This is a genomic window from Nonomuraea aridisoli, assembly GCF_003236395.1.
In the GTDB taxonomy this organism is placed as follows: Bacteria; Actinomycetota; Actinomycetes; order Streptosporangiales; family Streptosporangiaceae; genus Nonomuraea; species Nonomuraea aridisoli.
In genome coordinates this window covers 1-21641 of sequence record NZ_POUD01000151.1, presented here as the reverse complement: position 1 = coordinate 21641, position 21641 = coordinate 1, and the positions used below count along the sequence as shown (strand labels likewise).

Below are 21641 nucleotides of genomic sequence, written 5' to 3'. Positions count from 1 at the left end.
ATCTAGCCGGGTTCTTGTGGAACCTGCAGGGGTGGGCTTGCGAGATCGTCTCCGTGGTGGTCCGCTGGGCGGAGGGCTCGGCGGTGGCGGGCTGAGCCGATACCGTGACGGGGACGGCGAGGGCGGAGGCCGCCATTGCGCCGGCCGCGAGGAACTTCTTGATCTGGGTCATCGCTAGATCACCTCTAGCTCGGTCTCGGGACGTCCCGACCGCATCGGGACTCGGGATGGCCGCGCCGGTCTCCACGGACCTTGGGCGCGGCCGATTGATCTCACGCTAAGTTCTCGGCTCGGACGGGCTGATCTCCTGGAGGCAAAACTCCAGGCTCGCCCTGATTGCCGTATAACGATCAAGAGTGAGCGTTCGAGTGCGGACGGTCACGAGCGCCACGCATCCAGCGATCAACGCCAAAAGCTTGCCCAATTAAGGCAAGTCGTTCCCGACCCGATCGCCGGGGGCGGTGCGCGATGTATCGCGCCAAGGCGCGACATGGTAAGGCGTGCCGGTCCGCCCCGCCGGGGCCTCCGCGAGCGAGGATTCTGCGCCCCGCAACGAGCGCTTGGTCTCGAGCCCTGGTCCGTGAGGTTATGCGGCAGGAAGACCAGGGCCGCCAACGGATTGCGCCCGCCTGACTCGCGGCGGTGGCGGCGCGCCATAGAGACCGCGCCGGGCTCCCCGGCCGGGGTCAGCCCTCCGGCGACGAGCCGGAACCGCGCCGGGAACGTCAGGCGTGCTCCCTGTTGAACACGCGCGTCCCGATCATCAGGCCGGCCGCGGTGAACAGCACGGTCACCGCGACGCCCGCCGCGACCGTGGCGGTGGCGTACCGGCCGTGGAAGAGGTCGCGTACGGCCTCCAGCGCGTACCGGAACGGACTGGCGTACGAGAGGGCGTCGAGCCAGCCCGGCGCCATCGACATCGGCAGGAACGAGCCCGACAGCAGCACCAGCGGCACCACGGCCGTGCTCATCACGGGCGGGAACAGGTGCTCGTTCATGGTGAGCGCGACCGCGTACGACAGGGCCGCCAGGCCCGCGCCGAGCACGACGACGAGCGCGAACCCCGCCAGCAGCCCGGCCGGCGGGACGCGCAGCCCGAAGGCGAAGGCCACCGCGAGCAGCAGCACCATCTGCGCGACCAGCGTGACGACGTTGGCGAGCACGCGGCCGAGCAGCAGCGACAGGCGGCTCGCCGGGGTGACACGCATGCGCTCCAGCACGCCCGTGCGCTTGTCGAAGACGACGCCGAACCCGGCCATCCCCGTGCTCATCAGCCCGAGCTGGAGGATCAGGCCGGGGACGAGCGTCTCCCACGTGCCGAACGTGGCGAAGATCGGCCCGAACAACACCAGGAACAGCAGCGGCTGGATCGCGCCGAACACGATGCCGGCCTTCTGCCGCAGCGTGGCGCGTACGTCGTGGCGGAGCAGCACCCAGGTGTCGCGCGGCATCAGACGCCCGCCTCCTCGCGCGGCGCGCGGCCGGTGAGGTCGAGGAAGACGTCGTCGAGCGTGCGGCCGCCGGTCTTCAGCTCCGCCGGAGTGCCCTCGGCCACGATGCGGCCGTGGTCGATGACGATCAGCCGGTCGCACAGCGCTCCGGCCTCGTCGAGGTAGTGGGTGGTCAGGAACACCGTCATGCCGTGGTCGGCGCGCAGCGCGCGGATGTGGTCCCACAGGGCGGCGCGGCTCTGCGGGTCGAGACCGGTGGTCGGCTCGTCCAGGAAGAGCAGCGCGGGGTCGTGCAGCAGCGCGAACGCGATGTCGAAGCGGCGGCGCTGACCGCCGGACAGCGCGGCGGCGGGCCGGGCGTCGAGCCCGGTGAGCTCCAGCCGGGCCAGGACCTCCTCGGCCCGGGCGGCGACCTCGCGACGGCTCAGGCCGTACAGAAGGCCTTGAAGCTCGAGATCGTCCTTGAGCGGCGTGGCAGGCGCCAGGCCGCTGCCCTGCGCGACGTAGCCGATGCGTCTGCGCACCTCCCGGGGCTCGCCGGCGAGGTCGTGGCCGGCCACCGTGGCGGTGCCGGACGTGGGGCGCAGCAGCGTGGTCAGCATGCGCATGGTGGTGGTCTTGCCGGCGCCGTTCGGGCCGAGGAAGCCGACGATCTCGCCTGGCTCCACCGTGATGTCGACGCCTTCGACGGCTGCCACGCCGCCGTCGAAGGTCTTGCCCAGACCTGAAGTTCTGATCATTTCATCGCCTCCAAATTTAGGGTAATCACAATTTTGGTGTCACTGCAAACTAGGTACGATGACAGGCATGGCAGAGGGGCTGCGTGAGCGGAAGAAGCGCGAGACCAGGCAGCGCATCGCCGACATGGCGATGGGGCTGTTCATGGCGCGGGGGTTCGACAACGTGACCGTGGCCGAGGTGGCGCGGGCCGCCGACGTCTCCGTCAACACGGTCTTCAACTACTTCGCCACCAAGGAGGACCTCTTCGCCGACCGGCACGACGTGGCCGTCGACCTGCCGGTGCGGGTGCTGCGGGAGCGCGCGCGGGGCGAGGGCGTGGTGGCGGCCTTCCGCCGCGACTTCCTCGACGCGATCGGCACGCGGGACTGGCGTTACGGGCTCAATCCGGGCGCCGACGTGTTCGCCGGGATCGTCGAGGACAGCCCGTCACTGGTGGCGCGGATGCGGGCGCTTCACGAAGACCGCGAGACGGCGCTGGCGCGGGCGCTCGCCGACGAGCTCGACGCCGACCCCGACGACCTGACGCCCCGGCTCGCCGCCGCCCACCTCCTCACCACCACGCGGCGGCTCAGCGACTACGCGCTGGGCAGGCAGCTGGCGGGAGAGCCGTGGGAGAGCGTCGAGCCCGGCCTCAGGGCCGCCGCGGAGCGGGCGTTCGAGCTGCTGGAGCACGGGTTCGGAGCACTGGGCGTACTAGGCGAAGGCCCCGGCGAGCAGGGCGAGGGCCAGGATCACGATCGTGAGGCCGAGGCCGATGGCTAGCAGGACGGTGCTGATGATGCCGCAGACGCGGCCGGCCTGCACCTGACCGCGGTTGTCGAAGTAGTGGCCGCTGGAGTCGATCTCGCGAAGCGCCCTGGTGCCCATCGCCCAGGCGAAGGGGCCGAGGAAGGAGCAGATCACCAGGCTGAGAATGCCCAGCACGAGGATGGTGGTGCCGTTGGGGTGGGTCTGCGGCGGCGGACCGTAGTAGTTCTGGTACGCCATAGTCCCCCTCGCCCCCTTTTCCGCTTAAGTCGGTTTTTATACCACAGGCACCGGCTTGATCATCTTGGGCCATCATGAGAGGGCACATGATCACACTGCCTTAGGAGCCCTGTCCCCGTGCGTGAACGCACCCGCGCCCTCCTCGCCCACCGGCACTTCCAGCGCTTCATCGTCGGTGTCATCCTGGTCAACGCGGGCACCCTCGGCCTGGAGACGTTCCCGGCCGTCGTGGAGCGCCACGGCCCGCTGCTGACGGTCGTCGACCACCTGGCGCTCTACATCTTCACCGCCGAACTGGCCGCCAAGATCTACGTCGAACGGACCGCGTTCGTACGCGACCCGTGGAACCTCTTCGACACCGCGATCGTCGCCGTCGCGTTCGCCTCCACGACGGGCGCGCTGTCGGTGCTGCGCTCGCTGCGCATCCTGCGGGCGCTGCGGCTGCTGTCGGTCGTGCCGAGCCTGCGCCGCGTGGTCTCGGCCCTGCTGCGCGCCCTGCCGGGGATGACCTCGATCGTGGTGCTGCTCTCCCTGGTGCTGTACGTGGCCGCCGTCATGGCCACCAAGCTCTACGGGCAGAGCACGCCCGACCGCTTCGGCAGCCTGCCGACCTCGTTGTTCACCCTCTACCAGACGATGACGGGCGACGACTGGGGCAACATCGCCAGGGAGGTCATGACCCGCCACCCGTCCGCCTGGATCTTCTTCACGATCTTCATCCTGGTGTGCACGTTCGTGGTGCTCAACCTGTTCATGGCGGTGGTCGTGAGCGCGATGGACGAGGAGAACGCCGAGGAGCGGGCCGCGCTGGAGGACACCACGGCCCACACCCAGCGGATCCTGGACGAACTCGTCGAGCTGCGCAAGGAGGTCGCCGAGCTCCGCCTGCGGGCGGAGCCGACAACTGGGCCGACAACTGGGCCGACAACTGGGCCGGGCGCCGTCGTCAGCGAGAGTAGAACTCCACCACGAGCTGCTCGTCGACGGGGACGATGATCTGCTCACGCTCGGGGCGGTGCGTCAGCGTGAAGCGCAGCTCGGGCAGCTCCACCGACAGGTACGGCGCCGTGCGCTCGTCGGCGTGCACACCCTCGGCGGCGGCCACGAACGGCTGCATCCGGCGCGAGCGCTCGCGCACCGAGACGACCTGCCCCGGCTTGACGAGGTAGCTGGGGATGTCCACCTTGCGGCCGTCCACGGCGATGTGGCCGTGGGTGACGTACTGGCGGGCCGCGTAGATCGACGGGGCCAGGCCGGAGCGCAGCACGAGCGAGGCCAGGCGGGTCTCCAGCAACGTGACGAGCTCGGCGCCCGACGCGCCGGGCTTGCGCACGGCCAGGTCCCAGTAGCGGCGCAGCTGGCGCTCGGAGACGTCGTAGTACCAGCGCAGCTTCTGCTTCTCCATCAGGCGCAGCCCGTAGTCGCCGGTGTTGCGCCGGCTGGTCCTGCGGCCGTGCTCGCCCGGCGGATAGGGGCGCTGCTCGAAGTAGCGGACGGCTTTCCTGGTCAGCGGGACGCCCGCGCGACGCGACAGTCGCACCTTGGGGCCGGTGTAGCGCACGTTCACCTCTTGTGCTTAGGTAATCCTTACTTAGGTGAGCCTAACCTACCATTGCCTGCGTTCTCAAAGGAGGCGCCATGCTGCCGATCCCCGAACGGGTCCGCACCCTCGCCGCGACCGCCGGCGTCGCCAAACTGACCGTCGACGGCGCCCCCTCGCCCGTCCGCGGGGGTGTCGACCAGCGCGGCCGGCCCGTGCTGCTCGTGCTGCCGGGTGAGCCGCTGCACCGGGTGCGTGACGACGCCGTCGCGGCGGTCAACCTGACCGCCATGCGGCGCCTGGGCCCGGCCACGCATCCGAGGGGGCTGGTCGAGGTGCAGGGGTGGGCGGAGGCGGTGCCGGAGGAGGAGGCGCGTTCCGCGGCGGTGACGGTGGCCGCGCACTGTCCGGACGAGGGCCTGTTCGAGGCCCTGGAGCGGTACGGGCGGGCGGACGCGCCCCGGTTGTTGCGGATGGACGTGGGCCAGGTCGTCTACCTGACCGGCCAGGAGTCGGGGATGCTGGACGCCGATGAGTACCTGGGGGCCGCGCCCGACCCGCTGACCGAGGTGGCCGAGCGGGTGCTGGCGCACGTCAACGAGTCACACCGGGTCCAGCTCGCCGCCGGCGTGGTGCGGCAGCTCGGCGAGCCGGCCGGCGAGGTGTGGCTGTGGGAGCTGGACCGGCTGGGGGCCACCGTACGGGTGGACGAGTCGCTGGTGCGCTTCCCGTGGCCGTCGGCGGCGCGCTCCGCGCTGTGCCTGGAGACGTCGCTGCGCAGCCTGCTGTGCACCTGCTGAACGCCTACCGGCGGGCCTGCTCCATGCCGTCGAGCAGGTAGCCGAGCCCCTCGTCGAACGTGGCGTCCCAGGTGTGGCCGAGGCCGTGCTCGGCGAGGGCCGGGTAGCGGGCGGCCCGCTCGCGCAGGAACGCGCCGGTGTCGCCGTCGCCGCCGCGCTCCCACGCCACCTGCATGATGACCGAGCCCATGACGTAGTTGGCCAGGCTGTGGGCGGCGGCCTTCGGCGGGGTGAACCCGGCCCCGGCCAGCGTCTGATAGAGGAACTCGGTGCGCGAGAGCGCGTTCGGTCCCATGAGCGGCCGGTCGAGGAGGGCGGCCGACCAGGGGTGGCGCAGCAGGGCCGCCCGCCAGCCGCGCATCAGCTCCCGCGCCGGCCGCCGCCAGTCGCCCTCGCCGGGCGCGGGATCGGGGAGGCGGACCTCGCCGAAGACGGCGTCGAGCGCCAGGTCCAGCACGTCGTCCTTGGTGGCGACGTGCCAGTAGAGGGTGGTCGAGCCGGTGCCGAGGCGCTCGGCCAGGCGGCGCATGGTCAGCCGGCCCACGCCCTCCTCGTCGAGCAGCGCCAGCGCCTCCGCCACGATGCGCTCCAGCGTCAGCGTCTGCCTGGGGGCCTTGCGGGGCCGCGACCACACGTTCTCCACCCGCGCATAATACGGTGGACGAGTGACCGGATCGATGGTCTAGTAGATGGAACGTCGATCGAGCAGGAGGTGGCGGCCATGGGGCACGTGGACGTGCGCGAGGTGACGTACCTGCTGCCCGACGGGCGGCCGCTGCTGCTGGAGGTGTCGTTCCGGGTGGGCGAGGGCGCGAAGGCCGCGCTCGTCGGGCCCAACGGCGCCGGCAAGACCACGCTGCTGCGGTTGATCGCCGGCGAGCTGCGGCCGGCCGAGGGGCGGATCTCCACCGGCGGGAGCGGCGTCGGGGTGATGCGGCAGTTCCTCGGCACGGGCGCCGTGCGCGACCTGCTCATGCACGTGGCGCCCGCCCGTGTCCGGGAGGCGGCCGCGGCCGTCGGCCGGGCCGAGGCCGCCCTCGCGGCGCGCGACGACGAGGAGACCCAGCTCGGCTACGCCCAGGCCCTGGCCGACTACGCCGACGCGGGCGGCTACGCGCTGGAGGTGGTGTGGGACGCGTGCGCCACCGAGGCGCTGGGCCTGCCGTACGAGGAGGTGCGCGACCGGAGCGTGGCGACCCTGTCGGGCGGTGAGCAGAAGCGGCTCATGCTGGAGGCGCTGCTGCGCGGCCCCGACGACGTGCTGCTGCTCGACGAGCCCGACAACTTCCTCGACGTGCGCGGCAAGCAGTGGCTGGAGCGGTCGATCAGGGCCTCGGGCAAGACCGTGCTGCTGGTCTCGCACGACCGGCGGCTCCTGGCCGAGGCCGCCGACAGGATCGTCACCGTCGAGGGCCGGGGCGTCTGGGTGCACGGCGGCGGCTTCGCGACGTACGCGCAGGCCCGGCTGCGGCGCGCGGAGCGGCTGGAGGAGCGGCGGCGGCACTGGGAGGACGAGCGGGCCCGGCTGCGCCGGCTCGTGCACACGCTGCGGCAGCGGTCGGCGAACAACGACGCGCTCGCGGGCGCCTACCAGTCGGCGGTGACGCGGCTGGAGCGGTTCGAGCGGGCGGGGCCGCCCGAGCGCGCGCCGAAGGAGCAGAACGTCCGGATGCGGCTGCGCGGCGGGCGCACCGGCAAGCGGGCGGTGATCTGCGAGGAGCTGGAGCTGACCGGCCTGCTGCGGCCGTTCTCCACCGAGATCTGGTACGGCGAGCGCGTCGGCGTGCTCGGCCTGAACGGCACCGGCAAATCCCACTTCCTGCGCCTGCTGGCCGGCGAGCCGATCCCGCACACGGGCGCCGCCCGCCTGGGCGCCCGCGTCCGCCCCGGCCACTTCGCCCAGACCCACCTGCGTCCCGACCTGCACGGCCGCCCGGCGGCCGAGGTGGTGATGCGGGAGTTCGCGCTGACCCGCAACGAGGCCATGGCCGCGCTGGCCCGCTACGAGCTGGCGCCGGCGGGCGGGCAGCCCTTCGAGACGTTGTCGGGCGGGCAGCAGGCGCGCCTGCAGATCCTGCTGCTGGAGTTGTCGGGCGCGACGCTGCTGCTGCTCGACGAGCCGACCGACAACCTCGACCTGGCCAGCGCGGAGGCGCTGCAGCGGGGGCTGGAGGGCTTCGAGGGCACGGTCCTGGCGGTCACCCACGACCGCTGGTTCGCCGACGCCTTCGACCGCCACCTGATCTTCGGCGCCGAGGGCGACGTGCGGGAGAGCCCCGTCCCCCGCTGGGACCTCTGACCCGCCCGATCAACCGGCCCGATCAACCGGCCCGATCAGCCGGCCGGGCGGGCGGTCAGGGCGTCGGGGCGCAGGGCGGTGACGGTCATGGTCTCGTCCACGGCCTCCGGGGAGAGCACGTGGTCGAGGACCATCACCGCGCAGCCGGTGATGCCGGCGCCCGCGCCGAGGCGGCTCGGCTCGATGCGCAGCCGGCGGGTCGCCAGGGCCGTGGAGCGGCGGTAGACGACCTCGCGGATGCTCGACACCAGTGGGCCGAACGCCTCGGCCACGTCGCCGCCGAGCACGACGACCGCCGGGTTGAGGATGTTGACCGCGCCGGCCAGCACCTCGCCGATCCGGCGGCCGGCCTCGCGGACGGTGGCCATCGTCTCGGCGTCGCCGGCCCGCACCAGCGCCGTCACGTCGGCGATCGTCTTGACGTCCTTGCCGAGGGCGCGCAGATCGCGCAGCAGGGCGGTGCCGCTGGCCACGGAGTCGACGCAGTCGGTGTTGCCGCAGCGGCACAGCACGCCGCCGCCGTCCAGCACCGGGATGTGGCCGATCTCGCCGGCCGCGCCGAGCGCGCCGCGCAGGATGCCGCCGCCGGCGATCACGCCCGCGCCGATCCGCGTGGAGACCTTGACGAACATCAGGTCGCCGAGCTCGGGGTAGACGCCGCGGTGCTCGCCGATGGCCAGCACGTTCACGTCGTTGTCCACCAGGACGGGCACGGGGAAGCGCTCGCGGATGATGGGCGGGATCACCACGCCGGTCCACGAGGCCATGACGCGGGCGCTCTCCGTACGGCCCTCGGCGAACTCGACCGTGGCCGGCACGCCCATCCCGACGCCCCTGATCATCGAGTGCGGCCGGTCGCCGAGCAACTCGTCCCAGGTGTCCATGAGCAGCGGGAGCACGACGTTGGGGCCCTCCTCGACGTCCATCGAGAACTCCCGGCCGGCCAGCTCCTCGCCGGCCAGGTCGCAGACGGCCACGCGGGTGCGGCTCGCGCCGAGCGCGGCCACTAGCACCACACCGCCCGCGGCGTTGAACTCCAGCCGCACGGGCGGCCGGCCGCCGGTCGAGGGCGCGTCGGTGCGCTCGACGACCAGGCCGCGTTCCAGCAGCTCGCCGACGCGCAGCTGCACGGCGGGGCGTGACAGGCCGGTCACCCGGCCGAGATCGGCCCGCGTGACGGCCTCACCGGTGCGGATCAGTCGGAGCACCTCGCCACTCGTGGCGAGGGTCGCGGCAGTACGTCGAGGCATCGGTTAAGTGAACCACATGGGCTTCTGTCATGAAAAGTCGTGACTTTTTTATCTCGAATGCCAAAACTCCGCTTGTGCACGACCCAAACTCTCGTTAGTGTCCGATCTGTCCCTGCTAGGCAGATCATCGGAGCCTTCACCGTGTCCCCCGCAGTGCCCACCAACCCGGACCCCGGCCAGCCCCACACCGCCGACCTCGTCGTCTTCGGCGGCACGGGCGACCTGTCCATGCGCAAGCTGATCCCCGCGCTGTACCACACCGACCGGGACGGCCGCCTCTCCCCCGAGACGCGTGTCATCGCCATGTCCCGCGGCGGGCTGACCGACGCCGACTTCCGCGGCAAGGTGGACGCCGAGGTACGCGACCAGGTCCCGATCGACGACCCCGAGCTGTGGCGGCGCTTCCTGGGCCGCCTGCACCACGTGTCGGTGGACGTCGGCGGCGAGGACCGTTCCGGGTGGAAGGCGCTGGCGGAGCTGCTGGCCGGGCACGAGGACCGCGACCGCGTCTACTACCTCGCCAGCCCGCCCAGGACGTTCGGGCCCTTCTGCCGCGAGCTGCAGGAGGCGGGCCTGGTGACGCCGCGCTCGCGCGTGGTGCTGGAGAAGCCGCTCGGCCACGACCTGGTGAGCGCGCAGGGCATCAACGACGAGGTCGGCGCCATCTTCGACGAGCGCCAGATCTTCCGCATCGACCACTACCTGGGCAAGGAGACGGTGCAGAACCTGCTGGTGCTGCGCTTCGCCAACGCCTTCCTCGAGCCGATCTGGAACTCGCTCTGGATCGACCACGTCCAGATCACCGCCGCCGAGACCGTCGGCACGCCCGGCCGGCGCGGCTACTACGACCACGCGGGCGCGCTGCGCGACATGGTGCAGAACCACCTGCTGCAGCTGCTGACGCTGACCGCGATGGAGCCGCCGGCCCGCAACGACCGCGAGTCCATCCGCGACGAGAAGGTCAAGGTGCTGCAGGCGTTGCGGCCGATCACCGGCGGCGAGGTCGACCGCTTCACCGTGCGCGGCCAGTACGTCGCGGCCGACGGCATGCCGGGCTACCTCGACGAGCCCGCCTCCACGCCGACGACCGAGGCCTCGCGGCGGGTGGAGACGTTCACCGCGATCCGGGCCGAGATCAAGAACTGGCGGTGGGCGGGGGTGCCGTTCTACCTGCGCACCGGCAAGCGCATGCCGTACCGGCGCTCGGAGATCGTGGTGCAGTTCAAGGACGTGCCGCACTCCATCTTCCCCGGCGGCTCGCCGAACCGGCTGGTGCTGCGGCTGCAGCCGGAGGACGGCATCGAGCTGCACATCATGGCCAAGGAGCCGGGCGCGGGCGAGATCTCGCTGAAGCCGGTGCCGATGGCGCTGAGCTTCGGCAAGACGTTCACGACGCGGGTGCCGGAGGCGTACGAGCGGCTGCTGACCGACGTGCTGGCCGGCAACCCGACGCTGTTCATGCGGCGCGACGAGGTCGAGGCGGCCTGGCGGTGGATCGATCCGATCCTTGCGGCCTGGAAGGCCGACCCGGCGCTGCCGGAGCCGTACCCGGCCGGGAGCACGGGCCCCGCGGCCGCCCACGAGCTGCTCGGCCGCAGCGGCCGTACCTGGCACGACGGGGAGGACGCATGATCACACGGAGCGACCTCGGGTTCGCGGACCCGGCGAAGGAGGGTTCATGAACACCGTCATCCAGGAGATCACCGACCGGATCGCCGAGCGCAGCGCCGCGAGCCGGGCCGCGTACCTGGAGCGGATCCGGCGTGACGGCGAGGCCGCGCGGGCGAAGGGCCCGGCGCGCGCCCACCTCGGCTGCGCCAACCTCGCGCACGGCTTCGCGGGCGCCTCCGCCGAGGACAAGCCGGCCCTGCGCGGCAGCGCCAAGCCGGGCGTGGCCATCGTGACGAGCTACAACGACATGCTCTCGGCGCACCAGCCGTACGAGACGTACCCGCCGGAGCTGAAGGCGGCCGTGCGCGCGGCCGGGGGCGTGGCGCAGGTGGCGGGCGGCGTGCCGGCCATGTGCGACGGCATCACGCAGGGGCGGGCCGGCATGCAGCTGTCCCTCTACAGCCGCGACGTGATCGCCATGGCGACCGCGATCGCGCTGTCGCACGACATGTTCGATTCCACGCTGCTGCTGGGCGTCTGCGACAAGATCGTGCCGGGGCTGTTCATCGGGGCGCTGCACTTCGGGCACCTGCCCGCGATCTTCGTGCCGGCCGGGCCGATGACCTCTGGCCTGCCGAACAAGGTCAAGGCGCGCACCCGCCAGCTCTTCGCCGAGGGCAAGGTCGGCCGGGACGAGCTGCTGGACGCCGAGGCGAAGTCGTACCACTCCCCCGGCACCTGCACCTTCTACGGCACCGCCAACTCCAACCAGGCGCTGATGGAGGTCATGGGCCTGCACCTGCCGGGCTCGACGTTCGTCAACCCGCACACGGAGCTGCGCCACGCCCTCACGGCGGCCGCGGGCCGCCGCGCGGTGGAGATCACCGCGCACGGCGCGGAGTACACGCCGATCGGCGAGCTGGTCGACGAGAAGTCCATCGTGAACGCCTGCGTCGCGCTGCTGGCCACCGGCGGGTCCACGAACCACACGATCCACCTGGTGGCCATGGCGGCCGCCGCGGGGATCGAGCTGACCTGGGACGACCTGGCCTGCCTGTCGAAGGTCGTGCCGTCGCTGACCAAGATCTACCCGAACGGCCAGGCGGACGTGAACCACTTCCGCGACGCCGGCGGCATGCAGGTGCTCATCGGCGACCTGCTGGACGAGGGTCTGCTGCACGCCGACGTGATGACCGTCGCCGGGCCGGGCCTCGACCGCTACCGGCAGGCGCCGGAGCTGGTGGACGGCGAGCTGGTCTGGGCGCCGGTCACCGGCGGCAGCGCCGACCTCGACGTGCTGCGCCCGGTCGCGGACCCGTTCGCCGCCGACGGCGGCATCCACATGCTGGAGGGCAACCTCGGCCGCGCGGTCAGCAAGGTCTCGGCGGTCAAGCCCGAGCACCTGGTGATCGAGGCGCCGGCCAAGGTCTTCGACGACCAGGCCGACTTGCTGGCCGCGTTCGAGGCGGGCGAGCTGGACGGGCAGGACTTCGTGGCGGTCATCCGCTACCAGGGGCCCAGCGCGAACGGCATGCCCGAGCTGCACAAGCTGACGCCGCCGCTGGCCGTGCTGCTGGACCGGGGACAGCGGGTGGCGATCGTGACCGACGGCCGCATGTCGGGCGCGTCCGGCAAGGTGCCGGCGGCCATCCACCTGTCGCCCGAGGCGGCCGACGGCGGGCCGATCGCGCTGGTGCGCGACGGCGACGTGATCAGGCTCGACTCGGCGGCGGGCACGCTGGAGCTGCTGGTGCCCGCCGAGGAGCTGGCCCGGCGCACGCCGGAGGGCCGGCCGCTGAGCGACGCGCAGTGGGTCGGCACCGGGCGCGAGTTGTTCGCCGCCTTCCGCCGCATGGCGGGGCCGGCCGAGCGCGGCGCGGGCGTGTTCGGGGTGAGCGGCGCCGAGTCGGCGCAGCACGGCCCCGGGCTGGGCTTCCCGGCCGAGGCGGGCTTCTCGCACCTGGAGACGGGCACGCCGGCGGGCGTGCGTCCCGCCGGATTGGCGCGGTGAGCGCCGCCGCCTGCGCGCGTGGCATCATCCTTCGGTGTACGGCGGATCTTGTCGCCGTCCCGGACGCCGGAGGTATGCGTGAACGCCTTTGACCTGCCCTGGCTCGTCGCCGACATCGGCGGCACCAACGCGCGGTTCGGTCTGGTCACCTCGCCGGAGGCCAGACCGTCGAACGTGGCCGTGCTGGCCGGGGCCGACTACCCGACCCTTCCCGAAGCCGTAGCCGCCTATCTCGCCGAACACGCGGGCGGAGTGCGACCGGGGGCGGCGTGTCTGGCCCTGGCGGGACCCGTCGAAGGCGACCGCTACCGGCTCACGAACTCGTCGTGGGCCGGGTCCGTGCGCGATCTCGGCGTGCCGTACGCCGTGCCGCTCAACGACTTCGAGGCGCTGGCACTGTCGCTGCCGCATCTGGACGGCGACGACCTGGTCTCGCTGGGCGGGCCGCCGCCCGGCGCGGGGGCCAAGGCGGTGCTGGGCCCGGGCACCGGGCTCGGCGTCGGCGGGCTGGTGCCGACGCGCGACGGCTGGACGCCGGTGCCCGGCGAGGGCGGCCACGTCACGGTGCCGGTGAGGGAACCGCGCGAGTTCGAGGTCGTCCGCGCGCTGCGCGCGCAGGGGCTGGAGCACGTGGTGGCCGAGCACCTGCTGTCCGGGCCCGGCCTGGTGCGGCTGCACCGGGCGCTGGCCGAGGTGCACGGCGTCGGCGCGCCCGGCCTGACGGCCTCGGAGATCGTGTCCCGGGAGGACGACCCGTTGTGCGCGGAGACCGTCGAGGTGTTCTGCGGGATGCTGGGCGGCTTCGCCGGGAACGTGGCGCTGACGCTCGGGGCCAGGGGCGGGGTGTATCTGGGCGGCGGAGTGCTGCCCCGTATGGTGGAACGCGTGCGTACCAGTGCCTTCCGCACTCGATTCACTGACAATCCCGATATGGCCGACTATCTGACGGCCATCGGCACCGTGCTGATCGTCGCCTCCCAGCCCGCGCTGACCGGCGCCGCCGCCTGGCTGCGCCAGCGCGCCCGCACGGAGGGCGCGGGGTGAACCCCCGCCGTCTCGGCCCGCCCCGGCCGGCGTTTCCGCCGGGAGCGGGAGGAGCGGCGCGCCCGATGGGGCCGGGGCGTTTCACCCGGGAACGGCCGGGCAGTCTCGCCCGGTGGCGACCCGGGTGCTTTGTTCGAAGACCAGACGGCCCTGACGCGGCCGACGAGGAGAGAAACCCATGAGCCTGCTCGATCTCGCCCCAGTGATCCCCGTCGTGGTGATCGACGACGCCGAGACCGCCGTCCCGCTGGCGCGGGCGCTGGTGGCCGGGGGGCTGCCGGTCATCGAGGTGACCCTGCGCACGCCGGCCGCCCGGGACGCCATCGCCCGCATCACCGACGAGGTCCCCGAGGCCACCGTGGGCGCGGGCACCGTACGGACGACGGACGACATCGCGGCGTCGGTGGCGGCGGGCGCGAAGTTCCTCGTCTCCCCCGGCACGACTCTCTCGCTGGTCGAGGCGATGGACGCGAGCGGCGTCGCGTACCTGCCGGGCGCGGCCACCGTGTCCGAGGTGATGGCGCTGGTCGAACGCGGGATCAAGGAGCTGAAGTTCTTCCCCGCCGAGGCGGCGGGCGGCGTCCCCTACCTGAAGTCGCTGGCCGGCCCGCTGCCGGACGTGCGCTTCTGCCCGACCGGCGGCATCCGGGTGAACACCGCCCCCGACTACCTCGCGCTGCCGAACGTCGGCTGCGTCGGCGGCACCTGGCTCACCCCGGCCGACGCCCTGGCCGCCAGGGACTGGAGCCGCATCGAGAAGCTCGCCGCCGAGGCCGCCGCACTCGGCTGATCCCGGGGGCTGCCCGCACAGCTTCAGCACCCGCGCCGCCACCGCGTCGGCGATGTCGTCGAGCTGGCGTCCGGCCTTGCGGCGGACGAACTGGTCGGGGAAGCGGACCCGCATCAGCTCGACGAGCGGCCTGCGGGCGCTCTCATCGGTCGAACGGGCGGTCAGCCACGTGCGTAACGCACGCTCGCCAACCGCCGTGCCCACCTTCAGGGCGGCGGTCTCCAGAGCCACCGGCCCATTATCGCCGCCGCGGCGAGTTCCCCGGCCTCGGCGACGACGACCGCCTGGTGGTGCTCGCCGAGGTCCGCGACACCCTGGCCCGCGCGGACCTCTCCGACCGCGCCCTGCTGGCCGCCGACGCCGATCCGGTACGCCTCGCGCGGGCGATCCGCGCGACCCTGCCCGCCCCCAAGGACCTCGGTGAGGCGCAGTCCCGGCTCTACGAGGTCGTGCTGGACGAATGCTGCGATCCTGGGCATGCTGATCTACGAGGGCTCCCCGCAGGCCGTTCAGGAGGCCGTCGGCACGCTGCCGCCGGACCAGCGCGACTTCGTCAAGGAGACGGCGCCGAAGGCGTACGCGGCCCACGCCGAGCAGGTGTACGGCACGCCGAACCCGCCGCGCGGCGACATCCTCCACGGCTGACGCCGGCGTTCAGCTCCAGATCGACACGTGCACCGGGGGACGGAAGCGGCTGCGGGGGATGCCGTCGTCCGGGGTGCGCATGACCTGGGTGGCCGCCGGGGTCGTGAGGAAGTCGAGGAACGCGTCCGCGGCGGCCGAGCGGTGCGGCGGCTCCAGCGTGGTGGCGTACCAGTAGGCGGGCAGCGGGGTGGCCGCCGTGTCGATCGGCACCAGGTCGCCGCGGCGGACCTGGGAGGCGACCAGGTGGGCGGTGGCGGGGGCGACGCCCGCGCCCTCGGCCGCCGCCTTCCAGGCCGCCGTCTGGTTGGCGAAGACCCGTACGTGCGACTCCGGCACCCGCAGCAGCCGCAGCAGGCGGCTGGTGTCGCTGGCCGGGTCGGTGCCCGAGGGGCCGACGAGCCAGTGGTCGCGGCGGCCACGGGGTGAGCCGACCACGATGAGGCGGCAGCGCAGCACCGGCCGGCTCGCCAGCCCCTCCCCCGCCACCTGGGCGCCGAGCGCGACGTCGGCCAGCCGGCTGGACAGCAGCACGGGCAGCTCGGCCGTCGCCGCCACGCCGCTGGAGGCGTCCATGGGGCGGCGCTGGGTGAACAGGCAGAGCAGCGGGCCGGCGACGTACTCGGCCAGTCCGGCGTCCATCACCACGTGCAGGCGCGCCGGGCGGCCCGGCTGGACGGCGGTGACGGCCTCCGCGCCCAGGGCGACGATCTGGGCGGCGATGCCGAGCAGCCGCCGGCCGCCCTCGGTCAGCACCATGCGGTCACCGGAACGGGTCACCAGCGGGTCGCCGAGGTGCCTGCGGAGCTGGGCCAGCGACTGGGAGACCGCGGGCTCGCTGACGCCGAGCGCCCTTGCCGCGGCCTTGACGGAACCGAGACGCGCCACGAAAACGAACGCGCCGAGCTGGCTGAGCGTCACCTTCTCTTCTTAATGCGGCGCATCGCGATAAGGAATCCCTTATTTGCCGATTGTCGCGACAAATCGGTGACAGCAATGTGCTGTCATGCAGGTTCCCGCGAAGTTCGCGTACGAGAGAGCCGACAGCGTGCCGCACGCGCTCGAACTCCTGGAGCGCTACGGCCCCGAGGCCCGGGTCGTCGCGGGCGGGCACAGCCTCATCCCCATGATGAAGCTGCGCCTGGCTCAGCCCGAGGCGTTGATCGACATCAACGGCCTGACCGAGCTCGGGCGGCTGGCCGTCGAGGACGACGAGCTGGTGATCGGCGCACTGGTACGGCACGCAGAACTGCTCGCCAGCACCATTGCGACCGACCTTTTCCCGATATTTCGGGATGCGGAGCGGGTGATCGCCGATCCGATAGTCCGAAATCGGGGGACCATCGGCGGATCGTTGTGCCAGGCCGACCCTTCTGAGGATTTGTCCGCCGTCTTCTCGGCATTACGCGCCACGGCCGTCATCCAGGGCCGGAACGGGACGAGAACCGTGCCGATCCGGGACTTCCACCAGGGCCCGTACGAGACCGCGGTCGAGCCGGACGAGCTGCTCGTCCGGCTGCGCGTGCCGATCAGCTCCGGCACCGGCAGCGCGTACGTGAAGGTCGAGCGGCGCGTCGGCGACTGGCCGGTGGCGGCGGCCGGGGCCGTCCTGCGCGTCGAGGACGGCGTGATCGCGCAGGCCGGCGTCGGCCTGACCGCGGTCGGGGCCGAGCACTTCTGCGCCCCCGAGGCCGAGACGTACCTGGCGGGCAGGCCGCCGTCGCCGGAGGCGTTCGCGGCGGCGGGCCGGATCGCCGCCGAGCACTGCGAGCCGCACACCGACCAGCGCGGCCCGGCCGACTACAAGCGCCACCTGGCCGCCGAGCTGACCCGGCGCGCGCTGGCCGCGGCGGCGGAGAGGATCTGACATGCGCATCACGGTCTCCGTGAACGGGCAGCCGCACACCAGGGACGTCGAGCCGAGGCTGCTGCTCGTCCACTTCCTGCGCGACGAGCTGGGCCTGACGGGCACCCACTGGGGCTGCGACACCTCCAACTGCGGCGTGTGCACGGTTCAGCTCGACGGCGTGCCGGTCAAGTCGTGCACGGTGCTGGCCGTCATGGCCGACGGCCACGAGGTGACCACGGTGGAGGGCCTGGAACGCGACGGCGAGCTGGACGCCGTGCAGAAGGGCTTCGTGGAGTGCCACGGTCTGCAGTGCGGCTTCTGCACGCCCGGGATGTTGCTGACCGCGCGCCGGCTGCTGGACACCGTCCCCGATCCCGACGAGGGGCAGATCCGGGAGGCGATCTCGGGCCAGCTGTGCCGGTGCACGGGCTACGAGAACATCGTGCGCTCGATCCGCTGGGCGGCGGCGGCGGAAGGGGAGGCCAGGCGATGAGCCACGGACGCATGCACCGCAAGGAGGACGCCCGCTTCATCAGGGGCCGCGGGAACTACACCGACGACGTACGCCTGCCCGGCATGTTGTACGGCGCGATCCTGCGCAGCCCGTACGCCCACGCCAGGATCGTCTCGGTCGACGCCTCGGCCGCCGAGGCCCATCCGAAGGTCAGGGCCGTCATCATCGGTCAGACCCTCGCCGGGCTGGGCCTGGCCTGGATGCCGACCCTGTCGCGCGACACCCAGGCGGTGCTGGCCACGGACAAGGTGCGCTTCCAGGGCCAGGAGGTCGCGTTCGTGGTGGCCGAGGACGCCTACTCGGCGCGCGACGCCCTGGAGCTGATCGACGTCGAGTACGAGCCTCTCGACGCCGTCATCGACGCCAGGAAGGCCCTCGACCCGGACGCCCCGGTGATCAGGGACGACCTGGAGGGGCGGACGGACAACCACGTCTTCGACTGGGAGGCCGGCGACGGGGAGCGTGCCGACGCCCTGTTCGCGCAGGCGGAGGTGACGGTCGCGCAGGACATGCTCTACCCGCGGGTGCACCCGGCGCCGCTGGAGACGTGCGGCGCGGTCGCCGACTTCGACAAGGTCACGGGGAAGCTGACCGTCTGGTGTCCGACGCAGGCGCCGCACGCCCACCGGACGCTGTACGCGATGGTGGCCGGCCTGCCCGAGCACAAGATCCGGGTGATCTCGCCGGACATCGGCGGAGGTTTCGGCGGAAAAGTCGGGATCTATCCCGGGTACGTGTGCGCGATCGTCGGCTCGATCGTCACCGGCAGGCCGGTCAAGTGGATGGAGGACCGCTCGGAGAACCTCATGAGCACGTCCTTCGCCCGCGACTACCACATGCGCGGCGAGATCGCCGCGACCCGCGACGGCAGGATCCGGGCGATCCGCGTGAAGGTGCTGGCCGACCACGGCGCGTTCAACGGCACCGCGCAGCCGACGAAGTTCCCGGCCGGCTTCTTCCACGTCTTCTCCGGCTCGTACGACATCGAGGCCGCGCACTGCGCGGTCACCGGCGTCTACACCAACAAGGCACCGGGCGGCGTCGCCTACGCCTGCTCGTTCCGGATCACCGAGGCCGTCTACCTGGTCGAGCGCATGGTCGACGTGCTGGCGGCGGAGCTCGGCATGGACCCGGCCGAGCTGCGGCTGCGCAACCTGATCAGGCCGGAGCAGTTCCCGTACCGCTCCCCCACCGGCTGGGAGTACGACTCCGGCGACTACCCGAGGGCGCTGCGGCTGGCCATGGACCTGGCCGGTTACGACAAGCTGCGCGCCGAGCAGGCCGACCGGCGGGCCAGGGGCGAGCTGATGGGCATCGGCGTCAGCTTCTTCACCGAGGCGGTCGGCGCGGGCCCGCGCAAGCACATGGACATCCTCGGCCTCGGCATGGCCGACGGCGCCGAACTGCGGGTGCACCCGACGGGCAAGGCGGTGCTGCGGGTGTCCTGCCAGACGCAGGGGCAGGGTCACGAGACCACGTTCGCCCAGATCGTCGGGCAGGAGCTGGGCATCCCGGCCGACGACGTGGAGGTGGTGCACGGCGACACCGACCAGACGCCGTTCGGCCTCGGCACGTACGGCTCCCGCTCCACCCCCGTCTCCGGCGCGGCGGCGGCGATCGTGTCCAGGAAGGTGCGCGAGCGGGCCAGGATCGTGGCGGCGGCCATGCTGGAGGCCTCACCCGACGACCTGGAGTGGGCCGACGGCAGGTGGGCGGTGGTGGGCGACCCGGCCACCGGCAGGTCGATGGCCGAGATCGCGCTCGCCGCCCACTCCGACCTGGAGCTGCCGGAGGGGGTGGAGGGCCATCTGGACGCGGTCACCGTCTACAACCCGCCCAACCTCACCTATCCCTTCGGCGCCTACATCTGCGTCGTGGACGTCGACCCCGGCACCGGGCAGGTGAAGGTGCGCAGGTTCGTGGCGGTGGACGACTGCGGCGTGCGGATCAACCCGATGATCGTCGAGGGTCAGATCCACGGCGGGCTGGCCGACGGCATCGGGATGGCGCTCATGCAGGTGATGGCGTTCGACGAGGACGGCAACCATCTCGGGGCGTCGTTCATGGACTACCTGCTGCCGACCGCGATGGAGTGCCCGTCGTGGGAGCTGGGCGAGACCGTGACGCCGTCGCCGACGCACCCGATCGGCGCCAAGGGCGTCGGCGAGTCGGCCACCGTCGGCTCGCCCGCGGCGGTGGTCAACGCCGTGGTGGACGCGCTGGCGCCGTACGGGGTCCGGCACGCGGACATGCCGCTCACCCCGGCGAACGTGTGGCGCGTGATCAACGGGAACCCCTTCCGCACGGATCTGGCGATCCCGTGAGCGAGTTCCTCGGCATGCCGGCGCCCCGTCCCCGCGGCGGGGCGCCCGGCTCCCCCACGCCGGACAGCCCGGACGGCCTGGACGGCCGGCTGGCGCGGCTGCGGTCGGGGCGGGGGGCGTACGTGCTGGCCACGGTGGTGCGGGTGCGGCGGCCGGCCAGTGCCAGGGCGGGCGACCGCGCGCTGGTGCTGCCCGACGGGACGGTCGAGGGGTTCGTGGGCGGCGTGTGCGCGGCCGGCACCGTGCGCGACCAGGGTCTGCGCCTGCTGCGCGGCGGGCCCGCGAGCGCGGCCACGCTGCTGCGCATCACGCCCGAGGCACGCGAGCCGTACGAGGAGGAGGGCCTGGTCGCGGTGGGCCAGCCCTGCCTGTCGGGCGGCACGCTGGAGATCTTCCTGGAGGCGGTGCTGCCGCCGTCGCTGGTGCGCGTGCACGGCGACGGTCCCATCGCCCGCGCCTTCGCCGAAGTCGGCCGGGCGCTCGGCTACGAGGTGGAGTCGGGCCCCGGCCCGATCGCGCCCGGCACCTCGGCCGTGCTGGTCGCCTCGCACGGCGTCGGCGAGGAGCCGGTGCTGCGCGAGGCGCTGGCGGCGGGCGTGCCGTACGTCGGGCTGATCGCCAGCCGCGGGCGCGGCGCGGCGGTGCTGGCCGGGGTGGCGGGCGGCGAGCGGGTGCATGTCCCAGCAGGTCTGGACATAGGGGCCAGAACGCCTGGTGAGGTGGCCGTTTCCGTCTACGCGGAGATCATCCAGCTGCGCTGATCGGGGTATCAGCGGCGGCGGCTCGGGTACGTCAGGAGATGTCAAACCGCGGCCCCCGGAAGCCCTTTCCGCTCTCCGGAGAGCGAAAGGGACATCCATGCCGACGCAAACGGTCAGTCAGGTCGTGCCGGGCGAGCGCCCCGCGTCACAGCCGGGCAGCCTCGAACGCGGGATCGACATCCTGCTCGCGCTCAGCGCCGCCGACCGGCCGGTGACCCTGGCGCAGCTCTGCCGCTCGACCGGGCTGCCCAAGTCGACCGCCCACCGCCTGCTCGGGGTGCTGTGCGGGCGCGGGCTGGCCCGGCGGGTGGGCAACGCGTACCTGCCGGGCGAGCTGCTGGAGTCGATGGCGGGCCTGGTCCGCCCGCGCATCCCGGGCACGCGCGCGGTCGTGCTGCCGTACCTCCTCTATGTGTACGAGACCACCCGGCAGACGGTGAACCTGGCGGTGCCCTCCGGCCTCGAGGCCCGCTACGTCGAGCGCCTCTACGGCCACAACCGGGTCGCCTCCCGCTCCGACGGGCTCGACCGGGCGCCGCTGCACTGCACCGCGGCCGGCAAGGCGCTGCTGGCCTTCGACCCGGCGCTGCGCCGGGAGGTGCTGGGGCGCGGCTCGTTCGAGCGGCTCACCCGCCGGACGATCACCGGCCTCGCGGCGCTGGAACGGGAGCTGGCCCAGGTCCGCCGGCACGGCGTGGCGTACGCCCGGGAGGAGTTCACCGAGGGCGTGGCGTGCGTGGCCGCGCCCGTGTTCGGGCCGGACGGCCGGATCCGCATGGCGGTCAGCGTGGCCGCGCCCGCCCACACCGCCTCGCTGGCCCGGCTCGGCATCTCCGTGCGCGGCGCCGCCCAGGCGATCTCGGCCGCGCTCGGCACCTGAACGTTCCGGCCACCGGAACACCGGCCGATCTTGGCGGCTGAAGCGTTCCACTGGCCGAAACCGCGGATTGCGCGGGCGGTGCCCGCGGCGATCACATCAAGGCATGAACGCCCCACCCGCCCCGGAGACGACCGGCAGGATCCGGCC

General features: G+C 72.7%; 21 protein-coding genes and 2 pseudogenes. 15 read left to right on the top strand and 8 right to left on the bottom strand.

Translation table 11 applies throughout. The features are described from left to right. Positions 1 to 725: 725 nt before the first annotated feature. Both C1J01_RS29575 and C1J01_RS29570 read right to left on the bottom strand, forming a co-directional pair. Positions 726 to 1451, bottom strand: coding sequence for an ABC transporter permease (locus C1J01_RS29575; protein ID WP_111182251.1), 726 nt, complete (start codon positions 1449 to 1451; stop codon positions 726 to 728). After that, positions 1451 to 2191 carry an ABC transporter ATP-binding protein gene (locus tag C1J01_RS29570; RefSeq protein ID WP_111182250.1) on the bottom strand — a complete coding sequence of 247 codons (741 nt, stop codon included), beginning with the start codon at positions 2189 to 2191 and terminating at the stop codon, positions 1451 to 1453. Before C1J01_RS29570 ends, C1J01_RS29575 begins: the two co-directional genes overlap by 1 nt. Before the next feature lie 67 nt (positions 2192 to 2258). Between C1J01_RS29570 and C1J01_RS29565 the strand changes: the two genes are divergently transcribed. Beyond that, positions 2259 to 2954, top strand: coding sequence for a TetR/AcrR family transcriptional regulator (locus tag C1J01_RS29565; RefSeq protein ID WP_111182249.1), 696 nt, complete (start codon positions 2259 to 2261; stop codon positions 2952 to 2954). On the opposite strand, the gene C1J01_RS29560 is transcribed toward C1J01_RS29565, so the two are convergent. Beyond that, complete coding sequence (locus C1J01_RS29560; RefSeq protein WP_111182248.1) at positions 2886 to 3179, bottom strand: DUF4190 domain-containing protein; 294 nt, start codon at positions 3177 to 3179, stop codon at positions 2886 to 2888. The two genes, C1J01_RS29565 and C1J01_RS29560, sit on opposite strands and share 69 nt — an antisense overlap. 117 nt (positions 3180 to 3296) lie before the next feature. Here C1J01_RS29560 and C1J01_RS29555 point away from each other — a divergent pair, with 117 nt between their 5' ends. Continuing rightward, positions 3297 to 4175 (top strand): ion transporter, encoded by an 879-nt coding sequence (locus C1J01_RS29555; protein ID WP_111182247.1) that lies wholly within the window; start codon positions 3297 to 3299, stop codon positions 4173 to 4175. On the opposite strand, the gene rpsD is transcribed toward C1J01_RS29555, so the two are convergent. Continuing rightward, entirely contained in the window at positions 4126 to 4740 is a 615-nt protein-coding gene (gene rpsD, locus C1J01_RS29550; RefSeq protein WP_111182253.1) for a 30S ribosomal protein S4, read from the bottom strand. The genes C1J01_RS29555 and rpsD overlap by 50 nt on opposite strands. A gap of 77 nt (positions 4741 to 4817) precedes the next feature. On the opposite strand from rpsD, the gene C1J01_RS29545 reads away from it, so the two are divergent. Continuing rightward, a complete protein-coding gene (locus C1J01_RS29545) occupies positions 4818 to 5519 on the top strand; it encodes a DUF2470 domain-containing protein (protein WP_111182246.1) in 702 nt (233 codons plus the stop codon). 4 nt (positions 5520 to 5523) lie between these two features. Here C1J01_RS29545 and C1J01_RS29540 read toward each other — a convergent pair whose 3' ends face one another. After that, the gene (locus C1J01_RS29540; protein WP_111182245.1) at positions 5524 to 6162 is read right to left on the bottom strand and encodes a TetR/AcrR family transcriptional regulator; all 639 of its coding nucleotides are present in this window, start codon (positions 6160 to 6162) and stop codon (positions 5524 to 5526) included. A gap of 78 nt (positions 6163 to 6240) precedes the next feature. On the opposite strand from C1J01_RS29540, the gene C1J01_RS29535 reads away from it, so the two are divergent. Next, positions 6241 to 7818, top strand: coding sequence for an ABC-F family ATP-binding cassette domain-containing protein (locus C1J01_RS29535; protein ID WP_111182244.1), 1578 nt, complete (start codon positions 6241 to 6243; stop codon positions 7816 to 7818). Between the two features lie 35 nt (positions 7819 to 7853). Here C1J01_RS29535 and C1J01_RS29530 read toward each other — a convergent pair whose 3' ends face one another. Next, positions 7854 to 9068 carry an ROK family transcriptional regulator gene (locus C1J01_RS29530; RefSeq protein ID WP_111182243.1) on the bottom strand — a complete coding sequence of 405 codons (1215 nt, stop codon included), beginning with the start codon at positions 9066 to 9068 and terminating at the stop codon, positions 7854 to 7856. 141 nt (positions 9069 to 9209) lie between these two features. Between C1J01_RS29530 and zwf the strand changes: the two genes are divergently transcribed. The 4 genes from zwf (at position 9210) to eda (ending at position 14524) form a co-directional block, all read left to right on the top strand. Next, positions 9210 to 10700, top strand: a complete 1491-nt coding sequence (zwf, locus tag C1J01_RS29525; RefSeq protein ID WP_268958757.1) for a glucose-6-phosphate dehydrogenase — start codon at positions 9210 to 9212, stop codon at positions 10698 to 10700. Between the two features lie 46 nt (positions 10701 to 10746). After that, the gene (gene edd / locus C1J01_RS29520; RefSeq protein WP_111182241.1) at positions 10747 to 12690 is read left to right on the top strand and encodes a phosphogluconate dehydratase; all 1944 of its coding nucleotides are present in this window, start codon (positions 10747 to 10749) and stop codon (positions 12688 to 12690) included. A gap of 78 nt (positions 12691 to 12768) precedes the next feature. Further along, the gene (gene glk / locus C1J01_RS29515) at positions 12769 to 13734 is read left to right on the top strand and encodes a glucokinase (protein WP_111182240.1); all 966 of its coding nucleotides are present in this window, start codon (positions 12769 to 12771) and stop codon (positions 13732 to 13734) included. A gap of 178 nt (positions 13735 to 13912) precedes the next feature. Next, positions 13913 to 14524, top strand: coding sequence for a bifunctional 4-hydroxy-2-oxoglutarate aldolase/2-dehydro-3-deoxy-phosphogluconate aldolase (gene eda, locus C1J01_RS29510; RefSeq protein ID WP_111182239.1), 612 nt, complete (start codon positions 13913 to 13915; stop codon positions 14522 to 14524). Between the two features lie 69 nt (positions 14525 to 14593). Here the strand turns inward: eda and C1J01_RS54155 are convergent. Then, positions 14594 to 14728, bottom strand: a pseudogene (locus tag C1J01_RS54155) (hypothetical protein); the annotation flags it as partial. Positions 14729 to 14811: 83 nt separating this feature from the next. On the opposite strand from C1J01_RS54155, the pseudogene C1J01_RS54150 reads away from it, so the two are divergent. Both C1J01_RS54150 and C1J01_RS50215 read left to right on the top strand, forming a co-directional pair. Next, a pseudogene (locus C1J01_RS54150) lies at positions 14812 to 14934 on the top strand (NACHT N-terminal Helical domain 1-containing protein); the annotation flags it as partial. Between the two features lie 67 nt (positions 14935 to 15001). Next, positions 15002 to 15169 (top strand): hypothetical protein, encoded by a 168-nt coding sequence (locus tag C1J01_RS50215; protein ID WP_181449029.1) that lies wholly within the window; start codon positions 15002 to 15004, stop codon positions 15167 to 15169. Positions 15170 to 15178: 9 nt separating this feature from the next. Here the strand turns inward: C1J01_RS50215 and C1J01_RS29500 are convergent, their stop codons facing one another. After that, a complete protein-coding gene (locus tag C1J01_RS29500) occupies positions 15179 to 16087 on the bottom strand; it encodes a LysR family transcriptional regulator (RefSeq protein ID WP_111182237.1) in 909 nt (302 codons plus the stop codon). Between the two features lie 85 nt (positions 16088 to 16172). On the opposite strand from C1J01_RS29500, the gene C1J01_RS29495 reads away from it, so the two are divergent. The 5 genes from C1J01_RS29495 to C1J01_RS29475 all read left to right on the top strand — a co-directional run bounded on the left by C1J01_RS29495 (position 16173) and on the right by C1J01_RS29475 (position 21494). Further along, on the top strand, positions 16173 to 17033 hold the full coding sequence (locus tag C1J01_RS29495; RefSeq protein ID WP_111182236.1) for an FAD binding domain-containing protein: 861 nt from the start codon (positions 16173 to 16175) through the stop codon (positions 17031 to 17033). Position 17034: 1 nt separating this feature from the next. Next, positions 17035 to 17508, top strand: a complete 474-nt coding sequence (locus C1J01_RS29490) for a (2Fe-2S)-binding protein (protein ID WP_111182235.1) — start codon at positions 17035 to 17037, stop codon at positions 17506 to 17508. Next, positions 17505 to 19853 carry an aerobic carbon-monoxide dehydrogenase large subunit gene (locus C1J01_RS29485; protein ID WP_111182234.1) on the top strand — a complete coding sequence of 783 codons (2349 nt, stop codon included), beginning with the start codon at positions 17505 to 17507 and terminating at the stop codon, positions 19851 to 19853. Before C1J01_RS29490 ends, C1J01_RS29485 begins: the two co-directional genes overlap by 4 nt. Further along, positions 19850 to 20614, top strand: coding sequence for an XdhC family protein (locus C1J01_RS29480; RefSeq protein WP_220040160.1), 765 nt, complete (start codon positions 19850 to 19852; stop codon positions 20612 to 20614). Before C1J01_RS29485 ends, C1J01_RS29480 begins: the two co-directional genes overlap by 4 nt. Positions 20615 to 20711: 97 nt before the next feature. Next, entirely contained in the window at positions 20712 to 21494 is a 783-nt protein-coding gene (locus C1J01_RS29475; RefSeq protein WP_111182233.1) for an IclR family transcriptional regulator, read from the top strand. The last annotated feature ends 147 nt before the right edge of the window (positions 21495 to 21641 follow it).

Excerpts from the sequence above, each read along its gene's own strand:
- C1J01_RS29490 (WP_111182235.1), top strand. The coding sequence starts at position 17,035 with ATGCGCATCACGGTCTCCGTGAACGGGCAGCCGCACACCAGGGACGTC.
- C1J01_RS29560 (WP_111182248.1), bottom strand. The coding sequence starts at position 3,179 with ATGGCGTACCAGAACTACTACGGTCCGCCGCCGCAGACCCACCCCAAC.
- C1J01_RS29565 (WP_111182249.1), top strand. The coding sequence starts at position 2,259 with ATGGCAGAGGGGCTGCGTGAGCGGAAGAAGCGCGAGACCAGGCAGCGC.
- C1J01_RS29530 (WP_111182243.1), bottom strand. The coding sequence starts at position 9,068 with ATGCCTCGACGTACTGCCGCGACCCTCGCCACGAGTGGCGAGGTGCTC.
- C1J01_RS29485 (WP_111182234.1), top strand. The coding sequence starts at position 17,505 with ATGAGCCACGGACGCATGCACCGCAAGGAGGACGCCCGCTTCATCAGG.
- edd (WP_111182241.1), top strand. The coding sequence starts at position 10,747 with ATGAACACCGTCATCCAGGAGATCACCGACCGGATCGCCGAGCGCAGC.
- C1J01_RS29545 (WP_111182246.1), top strand. The coding sequence starts at position 4,818 with ATGCTGCCGATCCCCGAACGGGTCCGCACCCTCGCCGCGACCGCCGGC.
- C1J01_RS29495 (WP_111182236.1), top strand. The coding sequence starts at position 16,173 with ATGCAGGTTCCCGCGAAGTTCGCGTACGAGAGAGCCGACAGCGTGCCG.
- C1J01_RS29570 (WP_111182250.1), bottom strand. The coding sequence starts at position 2,191 with ATGATCAGAACTTCAGGTCTGGGCAAGACCTTCGACGGCGGCGTGGCA.
- C1J01_RS29475 (WP_111182233.1), top strand. The coding sequence starts at position 20,712 with ATGCCGACGCAAACGGTCAGTCAGGTCGTGCCGGGCGAGCGCCCCGCG.
- C1J01_RS29575 (WP_111182251.1), bottom strand. The coding sequence starts at position 1,451 with ATGCCGCGCGACACCTGGGTGCTGCTCCGCCACGACGTACGCGCCACG.
- eda (WP_111182239.1), top strand. The coding sequence starts at position 13,913 with ATGAGCCTGCTCGATCTCGCCCCAGTGATCCCCGTCGTGGTGATCGAC.
- C1J01_RS29535 (WP_111182244.1), top strand. The coding sequence starts at position 6,241 with ATGGGGCACGTGGACGTGCGCGAGGTGACGTACCTGCTGCCCGACGGG.
- C1J01_RS50215 (WP_181449029.1), top strand. The coding sequence starts at position 15,002 with ATGCTGATCTACGAGGGCTCCCCGCAGGCCGTTCAGGAGGCCGTCGGC.